Source organism: Streptomyces tardus (assembly GCF_018101125.2).
Lineage (GTDB): Bacteria > Actinomycetota > Actinomycetes > Streptomycetales > Streptomycetaceae > Streptomyces > Streptomyces tardus.
This window is the reverse complement of record NZ_JAELVF020000001.1, coordinates 12714-26208: the sequence shown is the minus strand read 5'-3', so window position 1 is coordinate 26208 and position 13495 is coordinate 12714. Positions and strand designations below refer to the sequence as shown.

9 protein-coding genes are annotated in these 13495 nt (G+C 70.0%); 5 read left to right on the top strand and 4 right to left on the bottom strand.

Going from position 1 to position 13495, the window contains the following annotated elements; genetic code table 11:
• Window positions 1–231: 231 nt before the first annotated feature.
• The 3 genes from JGS22_RS00100 to JGS22_RS00090 all read left to right on the top strand — a co-directional run bounded on the left by JGS22_RS00100 (window position 232) and on the right by JGS22_RS00090 (window position 3647).
• The gene (locus JGS22_RS00100) at window positions 232–543 is read left to right on the top strand and encodes a hypothetical protein (protein ID WP_211042514.1); all 312 of its coding nucleotides are present in this window, start codon (window positions 232–234) and stop codon (window positions 541–543) included.
• A gap of 61 nt (window positions 544–604) precedes the next feature.
• Window positions 605–2209 (top strand): hypothetical protein, encoded by a 1605-nt coding sequence (locus JGS22_RS00095; protein WP_211042513.1) that lies wholly within the window; start codon window positions 605–607, stop codon window positions 2207–2209.
• 82 nt (window positions 2210–2291) lie between these two features.
• Window positions 2292–3647 carry a S8 family serine peptidase gene (locus tag JGS22_RS00090; RefSeq protein ID WP_211042512.1) on the top strand — a complete coding sequence of 452 codons (1356 nt, stop codon included), beginning with the start codon at window positions 2292–2294 and terminating at the stop codon, window positions 3645–3647.
• A gap of 371 nt (window positions 3648–4018) precedes the next feature.
• On the opposite strand, the gene JGS22_RS00085 is transcribed toward JGS22_RS00090, so the two are convergent.
• The 3 genes from JGS22_RS00085 to JGS22_RS00075 all read right to left on the bottom strand — a co-directional run bounded on the left by JGS22_RS00085 (window position 4019) and on the right by JGS22_RS00075 (window position 7548).
• Window positions 4019–5650 carry an ATP-binding protein gene (locus tag JGS22_RS00085; protein WP_211042511.1) on the bottom strand — a complete coding sequence of 544 codons (1632 nt, stop codon included), beginning with the start codon at window positions 5648–5650 and terminating at the stop codon, window positions 4019–4021.
• Window positions 5651–6620: 970 nt separating this feature from the next.
• Window positions 6621–7001 (bottom strand): hypothetical protein, encoded by a 381-nt coding sequence (locus JGS22_RS00080; protein ID WP_211043578.1) that lies wholly within the window; start codon window positions 6999–7001, stop codon window positions 6621–6623.
• A gap of 145 nt (window positions 7002–7146) precedes the next feature.
• A complete protein-coding gene (locus JGS22_RS00075) occupies window positions 7147–7548 on the bottom strand; it encodes a hypothetical protein (RefSeq protein WP_211043580.1) in 402 nt (133 codons plus the stop codon).
• A gap of 276 nt (window positions 7549–7824) precedes the next feature.
• On the opposite strand from JGS22_RS00075, the gene JGS22_RS00070 reads away from it, so the two are divergent.
• Together JGS22_RS00070 and JGS22_RS00065 are read left to right on the top strand one after the other, a co-directional pair.
• Window positions 7825–8139 (top strand): hypothetical protein, encoded by a 315-nt coding sequence (locus JGS22_RS00070; protein WP_211043582.1) that lies wholly within the window; start codon window positions 7825–7827, stop codon window positions 8137–8139.
• Entirely contained in the window at window positions 8136–9437 is a 1302-nt protein-coding gene (locus tag JGS22_RS00065) for a WXG100 family type VII secretion target (protein WP_216814790.1), read from the top strand. The genes JGS22_RS00070 and JGS22_RS00065 overlap by 4 nt, the downstream gene beginning before the upstream one ends.
• A gap of 73 nt (window positions 9438–9510) precedes the next feature.
• On the opposite strand, the gene eccCa is transcribed toward JGS22_RS00065, so the two are convergent.
• A complete protein-coding gene (gene eccCa / locus JGS22_RS00060) occupies window positions 9511–13461 on the bottom strand; it encodes a type VII secretion protein EccCa (protein ID WP_211043528.1) in 3951 nt (1316 codons plus the stop codon).
• Window positions 13462–13495 lie beyond the last annotated feature (34 nt).

The window sequence follows — 13495 nt, the reverse complement described above, 5'->3', positions numbered from 1 at the left end:
CGTCACATCCGGCAAAGAGTGCAATCCGACCTCATTCTCAACTTCACTTGCATAGCGGGCAGTTGCTGTAGTGAGCGCGTCACAATCGGGCACACCCATATTGGGTGGCATCAAGCTGACGGCTACAGTTGTCTTCAGGTGCGCTCGCCTCGTGTGGCGCCGAAAGGGCGTCGGTCGACGCGGCTTGCACACGTGGGCAGTGCCTCAGAACACGTCATCGGGGAGGAAGCTTTGTCCGGCGATCAGTACGGGGTGGACCTGGACGCCCTTGACCAGGTGGTCAAGGAACTCAACCAGGTGATCAAGGACATGGGCGGGCCCAAGTCGAAGGCGAAGGACTCCACTTACCTCAAGCCTGGTTCGCTGGGTAAGGGGTTCAAGGAGGAAAGTGACCTACGCGACGCTCACAGCGAGGTCAAACGAGACATCGAAACGATTGTGGACAAGATCGAGGATCTCGTCGACGACTTCGGAAAGAAGTCCAATCAGACGATGGGCGCGTATCAGAACGCCGAAGCCGACAACAAGGTCAACCTGGCCTGAGGAATGCTGGTTTCGAGCCTGGGTCACATGGACCAGGGGGCTGAGCAACAGGGGAGAGCTGATGTCTGATTCCGACTTGAGGTACACACCTGCAGAGGTCGGGCAGGGCGGTGAGAGTGGCAATCCGTACGGTTCGCAGCAGCCGTATGTACCTCCGCCACCGCCTCCCGCCGGCGGCGGATCGGGCGAGTACTCCGCCCGGCCACCCACGGCGGGTGGTGGACCTGAGGCAGGCGCGGACCTCGTCAGCCGTCAGCAGTTCATCGACAAGGGGCTCGGCGAAGTCAAGGAGATGGTCTCGGGAGCGGATCCTGGCCACGTCCGGACGGTGGGGGAGAACTGGGTAGAGCTTCACGATGACTTGGTGGGCAGAGACGGCGACGGCGGGTTGAAGAAGAAGTTCGACGACGCCGTCCTGAAGGTGCTTGATACCTGGCACGGCAAATCTGCTGAGAAGTTCGCGAAGCGCGCGCAGAAGATCAGCGAAGAGTTCGCCAAGGCTTCGTACAAGCCTTCCGCGGTCGGGAGTGTGCTGGAGCAGACCGCGCAACGTCTCTACGAGGTGATGGACTTCGTCGACTCGGTGAAGGAGCCGAGCCGATTGGAGCGGCTGAAAGACCGGGGCAGCGACATGTTGGGCTCTGGTCCTGTCGGCGCCGCATCAGTCCTTAGCCCCGCCATCGCAGGTTTCAACCTCGCCACAGGCGCAGGCAGGGACGACAGCGGCCTGGATCGTGATCTGAACAACCCCGCTATCAGTATCGCGCAGGCGGTGAACAACAACGCGGGCAGCCTGTCAATCGGCCGTGAGCGTCAGCTCGAGGCAGCGCACTATGTAGAGCAGTTGGCGGCCGTCTATCGGTCAGCCACGAAGGAGATCGACGACGCAAGGCGGGAAGTCACAGGGCCCGATATGCCGAAAGGGCCTGGAGGTCCCAACGGGCCCGGTGGCCCCGGTGGCGTGCCGGACATCTCGCCCTTCAAGCCCGGCGGGGGCGGTCCGGGTGCGGGTCCAGGCGCTGAGATGCCGACGGCCGATGTGCCGGGCTACGAGGGTCAGAGTCCGGGATTCAAGCCGGGCACGGGCGATTTGGACCGGATCGGTGGCCCGAAGCCGGGCAGCGAGGTCGGTACCGGGCTCGAAGGAATCGGTGCGGGCGCGGGGGGCGCCGGTTCCGGCGCGGGCAATCTGGGTGGCCTCTCCGGCTCCGGCTCCGGCGGCGTCGGTTCGGGTACAGGTGCCGGAAGCGGTGGTGGAGCAGGTGCAGTCGGCGGGCTACCTGGCGGCATATCCGGAGCTGGTGGCGCGGGTGCTGGTGGTGCGGGGCGAATGGGAGGCATGCCGGGCATGGGAGGTGGTGCCGGTGGCGGTGCGGCAGGCAAGGGCGGGGCTGGGCGTGGCGGGCTCGCCAAGAAGAGCGGCGGCGCCGTGGGCACTCCTGGTCGTGGCGGCGCTGGGGCTCAGGGCGGCTCAGGTTTGCATCGCAGCCGTGGCGGATCCCAGGCGGGCAAGGGCACCGGGCGCGGTATGGGCATGATGGGCGCCCCTGGCTCACGCGGTGCCGGAAGCAACGACAAGAATCGAAGTGACCGTCCCGACTACCTGGTTGAGGACGAGGAATCCTGGACACCGAAGAAGAACGTCGCTCCTCGCGTCATCGAGTAAGGCGGCGTGTCGTCAGCGGCTGTGACCAGAAGTCATCTGCCAACCGGTAAGGCGGGCGCCTTCGTGAAGGGAACGTCAGAGGATGAAGCTCGTGTACTCAGTGCGTGTCGTAGGCAGCGTGACACTGGCTGGAGCATTGCTGGCGGGAACCGCGCCGACGGCCGCGGCAGACAGCACCCGCGACAGTCAGTGGGCGTTGGAAGCATTCGACGCCGAGAAGGTCTGGCAGGAGTCCCAGGGGCAAGGTGTCACGGTTGCCGTGATCGACAGCGGTGTTGACGGCAGCCATGCTGACCTTCGGGACAACGTGCTGCCTGGCTGGAACGCTCACAGCGGTGGCCCGGGCAACGTGAATGGCAAGGATCACGGCACCGGTGTCGCCTCGCTCATCGCGGGCCACGGCCACGGACCGGGCAACCGGGACGGAATTGTCGGCCTGGCGCCGAAGGCCAAGATTCTTCCCGTGAAGGCCGACCGTCCTGACGGCAAGTACAGCGGCCACACGCTGGGTGCCGCCATTGACTACGCGGTCGAGCAGAAGGCTGACATCATCAACGTGTCGATCGCCGGAAGCTTCGCTTCATCTGCTGAAGAAAAGGCGATCAAGCTTGCCTGGGAGAACGACGTGGTCGTCGTCGCCGGTGCGGGGAACGACGGAGGGCGGGGAATCGCTTATCCGGCGAATTCCGATGGAGTTGTTTCCGTCGGTGCTGTCACCGAGGCCGGTAATCTATGGGAGGAGTCCAATTACGACGACGGGCTGACTCTGACCGCGCCGGGAGTGGATATCAACACCGCGGCGGTCAGGAAGGATTACGAGTCGGCGAACGGTACTTCCCTGGCCACTGCTTACGTTTCCGGTGCCGCCGCGTTGCTGAGAGCCAAGTTCCCTGATCTCACTGCAGGCCAGATCGTCACTCGGCTGACAGAAACCGCATTGCTGCCGGAGAAGATGGGCAAGGCGCCCAACGAGTACTACGGCTACGGAATGATCCGTCCGCTGCGAGCGCTCACCAGCGATGTTCCCGCGGGGTCGAAGGACGGCCCGCTGACCGCGCCGGAGGGGGCCGGCGAGCCCGGCTCCAGGGACACCGGGGGCCGGGCTGAGCGTGAGGCAGAGGCTGCGGACGCGATCCGCAACGGGGGCGACGACACCAACCCCTACAAGCTGCACGGGATTCTGGGTCTCGTGGGCTTTGGAGCGATCGCCGTCCTGGCCACCGTGTTCGCCCTGGTGTCCCGGAACAGGCGTCGGCGGAACAATCCGCCTCCGCCGCCGGGCTGGGGCGGGCCGGGTGGCCCGCCGGGGCCGTTCCCGCATCAGGGGCAGCCGCCCATGCCGGCCAACTACCCCCAGAGCCTGCCCAGTCACCATCCGCCCGGGCTGCCCGGCCATCATCCGCAGGGCCCGTCGCCGGGCGGCCCGCGAGGACACTGACGTACACGCAGTGGTGCCCCGAAGTCACACGGCTTCGGGGCACCACTGCGTGTACGGGTTGCTGTTCAGCTGTCAGGGCGTCCCTTCCGAGACGAACGTCTCCCGCTGCGGTACGAGTGATCCCGTACGTCGCAACGGTCGGGACCGCTGCCGGCCTTCTCCTCGGCCCGTGGGTCGAGTTCGCCGAACGGGCGGGGCAGGCGCAGTGATGACGGCGCCGTACTGCCTTGGCTGCGACCCGCCCTGTGAACCGGACGCGGTCGAGGTCGCCGAGGTCTGGACAGCAACCTTCTCCGGGCACGACTCGAGCCCCCAGCCCCAGCTCTGTGACCCCGACGCCCGAGACGTCCGAGGCGGTCCCGTGCCCGTGGCTAGTCGTTCTGGGTGGCGAGTTGGCGCAGTGCGGTGGCGTGTTCGGTGAGGCCGTCTTCCGTGAACGCCGCTTCCAGAAGCTCCGCGCGACGCGTCGGCGGGACGTCGCCGTCGATGAGTGCGGGGGCGGTGCGGAGGTACGTACGGGCTGCCGCGCCGAGGGAGTCGGCGGGTACGGAGGCGACCGCGGCGTGCAGACACACCGGGTCCGCGTAGGTGAACAGGCCCGGGTCGGTGAGGAGTTGGGGGAGCAGACCGGCGGCCAGGGTGTGGGAGGCGATGTGGTCGCGCACGTACGGGTCGGCCTTCGACCAGTCCTGTTCCGGCACCTCCTCCAGGAGTGCCATCGCTGTCCGGGTCTGTGCGGTGCCCACGTCCTGGAGACCGGCGCGGACGGTGTCGGCGAGGGCCGGGTGGACCAGGCGCAGCAGCGTCCGCGTCCGGTCGCCGTCGTGACCCTCCACGCGTTCGACGAACGGCTCGGTGAGCGCGGCGAGTTCGGCCACCGTGGTGTTCATGTCGCGTCCTGCGACGGCGCTCGCGAGCGGGCCGTGCAGCTCGGCCGGCAGCCCCTGGTGTTCGGCCAGGGCAAGCGGTGTGAGTACGGCGCGCAGGGTGGCCGGCGCGACGCCCGCGCGAGTGGCGTGAAGGTCGAGTACGGCGGAGAGGTCGGTCGGCAGCGTTTCTGCGAGCGCGGTGACGGGATCGGCCGGGGTCCCCGCCGAGGCATCGGGTGCTGGTTCCGCCCGGACGACGTTTCCGCGATGGGCGAGGAACCAATCGGCCTGGGTCAGCGCGGAGCTGAGCGCAAGGCGCACGGTCAGCCGGCTCTCCGCGCCTGGGTCGAGGCGGGCGACGTACGCCTCCGCGAGCTTGCGGCGGTGCGTGGCCCCAGGGCCGAGCAGCGGGTGGACCGCCCCGCTCATGGTGCCTGCAATGCCCGTCGCCCCCGTGCCACCCGCCGTGCCACCCGCCGCGCCACCCGCCGCGGCGGCGGCCGTGTCCAGGTGGCTCGCGGCCTGGTTGACCAGGCCCTCCAGGTCGGACCAGCGTTTCTCGTCCAGGTCGATCAACAGGGCGGTGCCCGGCGTCGGTTCGCGCTTCAGCTCCGTCGCGAGGGCGCGCGGCACCGCTGCCACCAGTCGTACGGTCGGCAGCGCGGCCAGCGGTTTCAGCAGCTCTCGCACCAGCCGTACGGGTTCCTCCGCCGCCGCGACCGGGCCCGCACGGTCGACCTCCGGTACGACGAGCGCCAACGGCTCCGTACGCGCGGCGAGTTCGGCGAAGACGCGGTCCGGCTCGGCGGAGGGCAGACTGAGCACTCCCGCAAGGTCGGCGAGGAGCTGGCCGGTGGTGCGTCCGGCGGGGGAGAGGACTGTCGGCGGGGGAAGGTCGGGCGGCACGGTCGCGGGGTCGAGCGAGTCCGGGTCGAGCCGGGCCCGTTGCTCGGGGTCGCCGAACATCAGAAAGCCCTCGAGGATACGGGTGCGGCCGGTGCCGGGGCTGCCAGTGAGGACGACGACGCGGGGCGCGCCCGGCCAGTCCATCTGCCAGGCGGCGAGGGTGCGCAGCACGGCGTTGCGCCCACCGATGTAGGGGTGGGGCCGGTGGGGCTGCGACGAGCCGGTCATGGTCTCCCCGTCCTCCGCTGTCGCGTCGACGCCGACGGCGGAGCGTGGCTCCGGGGCGCTGTCGACCGTTCGTGCCGTACGCGAACGTCAAACCGTACGTGGGAAATCGTATGTGCGAGCCCACTGGTGGGGACGAGTGGGCCGGGTACGGCGGGGTCGAGCGCTGACGAACCCGGTGCGGACGCACGGCCGTTCGTCGCGGGTTGTGATCAACTCCCCGCTCCGTGGATGCAATTGACACCCCGTCATCGCGTCCGCCGTACGCGGTCGGTGCAGTTGCCGAGCTATCTGCCCGAGTTCTCCGCAGCTGTACGCCGCCTTGCGCGGCCGGACGGGTGCGCCGTACGAGGCCGCCGTCGCACGCCCCTTCACCGCAGCAGAGGGGCTGCGGTCGCCACAGCGGGCGGGAGCTGCGGTCGCCGTAGCCCCCAGGCCACCGCAGCTCCCTCCCACCGCAGCCGTCGCAACAGCAGCCGTCGCAACGGAAGCCGTCGCAGGAGCGGCGACCGGTGTGCGCAACACCGCCCGCACGCGGCCGCTCGGCGTCCGGACCGGACACCGAGCGCGGGAAGGCGAATGCCCGTCGGTTCAGAGGCTCCCGCATACCTGGCTCGCCGCATCGCTCGGGGCCCTCAGCCCCTCAACCGGACAAGCGGCGGCCCCTCGGGCGAGCAACTGCGGTTCTCACGCGGACAACCGCGGCTCTCGGGCGAAGAACCGCCGCTCCTCACTCGCACAACTGCGGCTCTCAAGCGGCCGACTGCGTCTCCCACGCTGCCCAACCCCGCCCCACACGCGTACACCCGCACGCGCAGCCGTGCGCCGTCGCGCCCGCCGTCGGGGGGTCAGCCTCCGCCGGGCCCCGCCGCGCGTCACACCCGCCGCACCGCCGCCCGCCACGCGTCACTGCCCGCCGCACCGCCGCCCACCGCCCGCGGCGCCGACCGCCCGCCGGAACCGCCGGCCGGGGTCAGCCGCCGCCGAGGTGGGGGATCTTGCCGATGCCCAGCTTCTCGGCGCGGGCCTCCTCCGCCTTGACGAGCGAGTCGTTGAAGTCCTCGTTGACCTCGTGGTTGTCGCCCATCCCGGTCATGCCCTTGCCGATGTCGTCCACCCGGCCGACCAGGTGCCCCATCGACTCGTACATGCCGTCCCGGAACCCCTCGTACAGGGCGCCGAAGCTGCTGCCGATGTCGTCGCCGCCCCAGGGCGGGCGGTCGCCCGTCTCGATGCCGGTCAAGGTGTTCTTGAGTGTCGTCAGCGCGGTGTTGAAGTCCGTGCTGACCTGTTGCATGTTCTTGCCCTCGGTCTGAAGGACCGCCGGCTTGGACTGCAGGCTCTCGTTCGACATGGCCACCCCCGATTCTCCCGCGCGCTGTCACCGGACGCCGCGCGCTGCCACTGGTGCTGCTCGCCCGTCCACCGTCGCACAGTCGGCGAAAGGCGTCATCGGCCAACTCCCGTGTGGGACAGGGTCGTCACACAGGAGCCGCTGTTCACTGACCGCCGCGGTGGCGCGGTTTCGGGCCGTTCTCCCTGGCCTCCCGAGCCGCCTGCTCGCGCTCGGCGTCCTCGCGGGCCGTGTCCTCCTCCTGCTGCCGGAAGAACTCGGCGGCCTGCTCCTTGGAACGTTCGCGCTCCTCGGGGGTCATCCGGTCGTCCCGCTCCTGGAGTTCGCGCATGTTGTCGCCGAGTGCGGCGAGGTAGCGCGGGTTCTCGATGATGTCCTTGAGCCCCGTGCGGCCGGAGAGCAGTTCGCGTGCCATCTCCTGGAGGCGCGGGTCGACGCCGGGAATGGTGCGCAGCTGCTCCAGCGACCTGCGCACGTCGCGGGCCTGCATCGGGTCCTCGAGATCCTCCATGAGGTTCTCTTCCTGAATGTCCCGCTCGTCCTTCACCGGGCTCCCCTCCCTCGCGTCGTTGCCGCGGCCCGTGCTCCCGGCCGCTTCCTCATATTCTCAGCCCTCGCCGCCGCTGCCCACCAGAGGGTTGGCCGGGCCGGGCACGGTCGGGCGGGAGCCTTCACCAACCGGCAGTGGTGTGCGGCACGTTCCCAACCGTCGTAGGGCCGCCCGAACCGGGGTAGGCGGAGGGAGCAGGGTCTGCGCGGACCTTTGTCGGATGATGTGTGTTACATCTGTGAAAGCTGTACGGCGGCCGATGCGGGAGAAGAGATGTCCGACAGACTCCATGTGAACACCGAAGAGCTGGGGCAGCTCGGCAACTCGCTCGCGCACCACGCCTACGACCTCGGCAGCTACGTGTCGGACTTCCGCCGCAGTACGGACCTGGAGCCGGTGCGCGAGGTGCTGGAGCGGTTGGACTCCGTCTCCTACGAGCAGTTGGCCGAGGCCGTCGAGCTCGCCGGGTCCGTGGTGGGCAAGCTCCAGGACCGGCTGGACGAGGCGTCCAGCGGCGTCAAGGAGGTCGTGCGCAACACCTCCTCCGTCCAGGACGACTTCGCCGACGACATCAGGGACCTGCTGTGAGCGACCGGAACGAAGCTGTACAGGCGCTGCGGGAAGCCGCGCGCGGCTGGCGCGAGCTCGGCGCCAGGGTCGACGAGACCGTGCAGGCGCTCGACCGGCAGGTGGGCGGCGTACTCACGGGCGACTGGCGCGGCTCGGGGGCCGAGGGGTTCGCCGGTCAGTGGGCGCTGCTGTGCTCCGCGGTCCAGGAGGCCGTGCCCGCCTTCGAGTTGGCCGCGGGCGACCTCGAACAGGCGGCGGACGCCGCCGAACAGCTCGCCGGCGACCACACCGGGGCGGGCGACGCCGGCATCGGCGGCGACCAGCTCGCGGGCAACGAGGCCGGCGGCTCGGACGATTCGGTGTCCGCGAGCAGCCTCTCCCGTACGGAGGCGCACGGCGCTTCGGACGGGAAGCCGGACGGCGCTGCGAGCACCGGCGGCGACTCCACGAGCGCACTCGACGGCTCCGTCGGCCAGCAGTTGGGGGCGGGGCTCACCCACGGCAGCCTGGCGCTGGGCAGCGACCTCTCCTCCACCGGTGCGCCCGCGGAGAGCCCGTCGGGTCCCTCAACAGCCGCTCCGGCGCCGGGAGTCGGCGCCGGAGCCGGGCCCGGGGGCAGTGACGGGGACGGCCCGGCGGCCGGTGTGCTGCCGACTCCGATGAACACCGAATCCGTCGTCTCCGCCCTCGCCAAGCTGGCCGCCACCATCGCCACCGTCTTCGAGCGCACCGGCGGCGGGGGCGCCGGTGCGGGCGTTCCCGCGCTGCCCACCACGCCGTACGACCCGGCCTTCCTGCGCCGCTCGGAGGGCATGCTCGGCGAGAGCACGGGGGCCGAACCGATCGAGGGCGGCGACCCCGGCGACGGCGCGGGCGAAGGTTCCGGGGACCGCGTCCCCGGCGAAGGGCGGGACGGCAGCGCGGGCGGAGGAGATTCGGCGGGCAGCCGGATCGACAGCGACCTGTTCCCGGACACCGGCACCGATCCCGGCACCGGCGCGGGGGACCGCGATCGCCCGGACGCGGGGAACGTGGACCCGGAGGGCGCGGACCCCGAAGGTGTCGATCCGGCTGCCCGCCGAATCTCCTCCGCCCGCGCTGCCCACCACGCCGTACGACCCGGCCTTCCTGCGCCGCTCGGAGGGCATGCTCGGCGAGAGCACGGGGGCCGAACCGATCGAGGGCGGCGACCCCGGCGACGGCGCGGGCGAAGGTTCCGGGGACCGCGTCCCCGGCGAAGGGCGGGACGGCAGCGCGGGCGGAGGAGATTCGGCGGGCAGCTTGTACAGACCGGTTGGCTGCCGCCGCGGAGCTGAGGGGCGTGTGACAGGCGGAGGGCGGGCCCGGTGAAGACTCCACCGGGCCCGCCCTCCGCCTGTCACACGCCCCTCAGCTCCGCGGCGGCAGCCAACCGGTCTGTACAAGCTGCCCGCCGCCCTTGCGGGTGACGAACTGCCCACGGCCCGGTGTCAGCCTGGTCGCCTTGAAGTTGCCCATCAGCGGGCCCTCCGCCGGGTCGCCGGACAGGATCAGGCCCTGCGCGCCCAGCTCCTTCGTACGCTGCATCACCGGTTCGAAGGACGAACGCGACGCACCCGCCGAGCTGCGCGCCAGGATCAGCCGCAGGCCGACGTCGCGCGCGAACGGCAGGTACTCCAGCAGCGGGTTGAGCGGGTTCTGACCGCTGGCCACCAGGTCGTAGTCGTCCACGATGACGAAGGCGTCCGGCAGGTCGTACCAGCTGCGGTTGCGCAGCTGCTCGGGCGTCACGTCGGGTCCCGGCATCCGGCGTCCGAGCGAGCCCGCGAGACCCTCCAGGACCTCGTGGAGCTGCGGTCCGGCCGCGCAGTACTTGTAGACGTGGCTGTCCGGCAGTTCGCCGAGCAGCGCACGGCGGTAGTCCGCGACGACCAGGAGCGCCTTGTCCGTCGCGTACCGTTCGGCGATCTGCTTGGCGAGCAGCCGCAGCACGGAGGACTTGCCCGATTCGCTCTCGCCGAAGATGACGAAGAGCGGGTCGCTCTCGAAGTCGATGAACGCGGGGGAGAGCGTCGTCTCGTCGACGCCGAGCGCGACACCGCGGTGCGGTTGGTCCCCGCCGGCCGGGATCTCGTTGACCGAGAGCATGGTCGGCAGCATCCGCACCTTGGGGGCCGGGCGGGCCTGCCAGTGCTCGGAGACGGTCGCGACGAAGTGCGCCATGCCGTCCGAGAGGTCCTCGGCGTTGCCCGAGCCGTCCATCCGCGGCAGGGCGCCGAGGAAGTGCAGCTTGTCGGGGGTCAGACCGCGACCGGGCTGGCCGGTCGGGACGTTCTCCGCTCGCTTGCGGTCGAACTCGGACTCCATCGGGTCGCCGAGCCGCAGCTCGACGCGGTTGAGCAGCTGGTCGCGCAGCGCGGGGCGCACCTCGGTGTAGCGGGAGGAGGTGACGACCAGGTGGACGCCGAAGCCCAGACCGCGACTGGCGATGTCCAGGATGACCGGGTCCATCATCTCGTAGTCGGTCTTGAAGGTGGACCAGCCGTCGATGAGCAGGAAGACGTCGCCCCACGCCTGGTCCGGGTACTGGCCGGCGTTGCGGCGCTGCCGGTAGGTGCCCATGGAATCGATGCTGTTGTCCCGGAAGAACTCCTCGCGGGCGTTGAGGATGCCGACGACCTCGGCGACCGTGCGCCGCACCTTCTCCGCGTCGAGCCTGGTCGCCACACCGCCCACGTGCGGCAGGCCCTCGAAGGCGAGCATGCCGCCGCCGCCGAAGTCCAGGCAGTAGAACTGCACTTCGAACGGGGTGTGGGTGAGCGCGAAGGCGCCCATGATGCCGCGCAGCATCATCGACTTGCCGGACTGCGGACCGCCGACCACCAGGCCGTGGCCGAGCTGGCCGGAGAAGTTCATGTACATCACGTCGCGGCGCTGCTCGAACGGCTTGTCCACGATCGCCGCCGGCACCACGAGCTTGCCGGTGGCGGTGTAGTCGGCGGCGTGCACTCCGCGTTCGGGGGTGACCGCGAGTGCGGGCAGCAGCCGGTCCAGCGACGGCGAGTCCTCCAGCGGGGGCAGCCACACCTGGTGGGCGGGCGGGCCCTGGCCCTGGAGCCGCTGGACGATGACGTCCAGCACCGTGTCGGCCAACGCGTCGTCCTCGTCGGGCTGTTGGTTCTGCGGCTCGTCCGGCTCCTCGATGACGTACCGCTCGACGTGCGAGGCGGTGAAGAGCACCGGCAGCCGGTCGGTACGGCTGCCGCCCCCGCCGCCGCCCCCGCTGCCCGCGCGGTAGGGGCCGGAGACGTACGCCGCCTTGAACTGCACCATCGTCTCGGTGTCGTACTTCAGGTAGCCCGCACCCGGCACGTTCGGCAGGTGGTAGGCGTCCGGGACGCCGATCGCCGCCCGCGACTCGGCCGCGGAGAAGGTCCGCAGACCGATGCGGTACGAGAGGTAGGTGTCCAGACCGCGCAGCCTGCCCTCTTCCAGGCGCTGCGAGGCCAGCAGCATGTGTACGCCCAGGGAGCGGCCGATCCGACCGATCTGGATGAACATCTCGATGAAGTCCGGCTTGGCGCTGAGCAGTTCGGAGAACTCGTCCAGCACCATCACCAGCGAGGAGAGCGGCTCCAGCGGTGCGCCGGCCGCGCGCGCCTTCTCGTAGTCGGTGATGTTGGCGTAGTTGCCCGCCGAGCGCAGCAGCTCCTGCCGGCGCTGGAGTTCACCGGTGATCGCGTCGCGCATGCGGTCGACCATGGTGAGGTCGTCGGCGAGGTTGGTGATGACGGCCGCGACGTGCGGCATGTCCGACATACCGGTGAAGGTCGCGCCGCCCTTGAAGTCCGCGAGGATGAAGTTCAGCGTCTCCGAGGAGTGCGTCACCGCGAGGCCGAGCACGAGCGTGCGCAGCAGCTCCGACTTGCCGGAGCCGGTGGCGCCGACGCACAGGCCGTGCGGGCCCATGCCCTCCTGCGAGGCCTCCTTGACGTCGAGCATGACCGGCATGCCGTCCTGGCCGACGCCGATCGGCACTCGCAGCCGCTCGTGCAGCGTCCGCGGACGCCAGGTGCGGGAGACGTCGACCGAGCCGGCGTCGCCGATGTTCATCAGATCGGTGAAGTCCAGGTTGGCCAGCAGCGGTTCGTCGCCGTCGGCGCTGCCCGCCCGCAGCGGGGCCAGCTGCCGCGCCAGGGACTCGGCTTCCGAGACGGAGAGCACGTCGGGCACACCCTCGTACACCGCGCCGCCCGAGGACTCCAGCTCCAGCCGTCCCGGTCGCACCATCACGGCCAACGAGCTGCGCAGCTCGTCGAGTTCACCGGGTACGACCTCGATGATCGTGACGCCCTGCAGCCCTTCGGAGCCGGCGATCACCGAGTCCAGCGGCACATTGCCGCCGTCCAGGACGACCACCACGTGCTGGGTGTCGGCGACAGGGGCGCTCTTGGGGTTGAAGCGCGTACGGCCGTCCAGCGCGTCGCCGAGCAGCTCCTCGATCTCGCCGAGATCGTCGGTGATCAGCCGGCTGGTGCCGGCGCCGTCCAGCGCCGAATGCTGCGTGTGCGGGAGCCACTTGGCCCACTCCCACTCGGCCAGCGCACCGGGTGCGGCGACCACCGCGACGGTCAGGTCCTCCGGCGACTGGAGCGTGCACAGCTGCGCGACGATCGCCCGCGAGGTCGCGTACACGGTGTCGGGCTCGCCGGAGACGGTGATGTGGTAGAAGGCGCGCAGCGAGACGGCGAGCGGCAGGCCGTCGAGAGTGCCGTGCACCGCGAGGAACTGTTTCATCGCGTGTGCGGTCAGCGGCTCCAACTCGTCCAGCGGCGCGGTCTCCGGGGCCTTGAGCGGGGTGGCCAGCTGCTGCGGTCCGAGCCCCACCCGGATCTGGGCGAAGTCGGCGTCCGAGGCGCGGCGTTCCCACACCCGCCGGCCCTCGGCGACGATCGACCACAGCTGGTCGGGCGCGGGGTGGAGGAAGAGCTGGTTGTCCCGCTGCCGGTGCGCGGTCCGGCGGATATCGCGCCGCTTCTGGGACAGGTACTTCAGATAGTCCTGGCGGTCCTGCGTCATCTGACCGGACGGTCCCTGCCGGGCCTTGACGATCTGCGCGACCACCATCGCCAGCGTGGACGCCATCATGATCACGCCCATGACCTTCATAAACGGGTTGCCCATACCCGGCATGAAGAAGAACGCGGCCGAACTGCCCATTCCCAGCATGGGAAGGAGGTTCATCAGCATGTTGTTGTCGGTCTCGCGCGGAATCTCCGGCGGAGGTTCGAGCGTGACCTCCTCATCGGGTATTTCGGGCGGAAGGGCCCGAGGAGGGCGCTTGACGACAATCACGCTCACCGGCGCACCAGTCCTTCAGCTTCTCGCAAGTGTC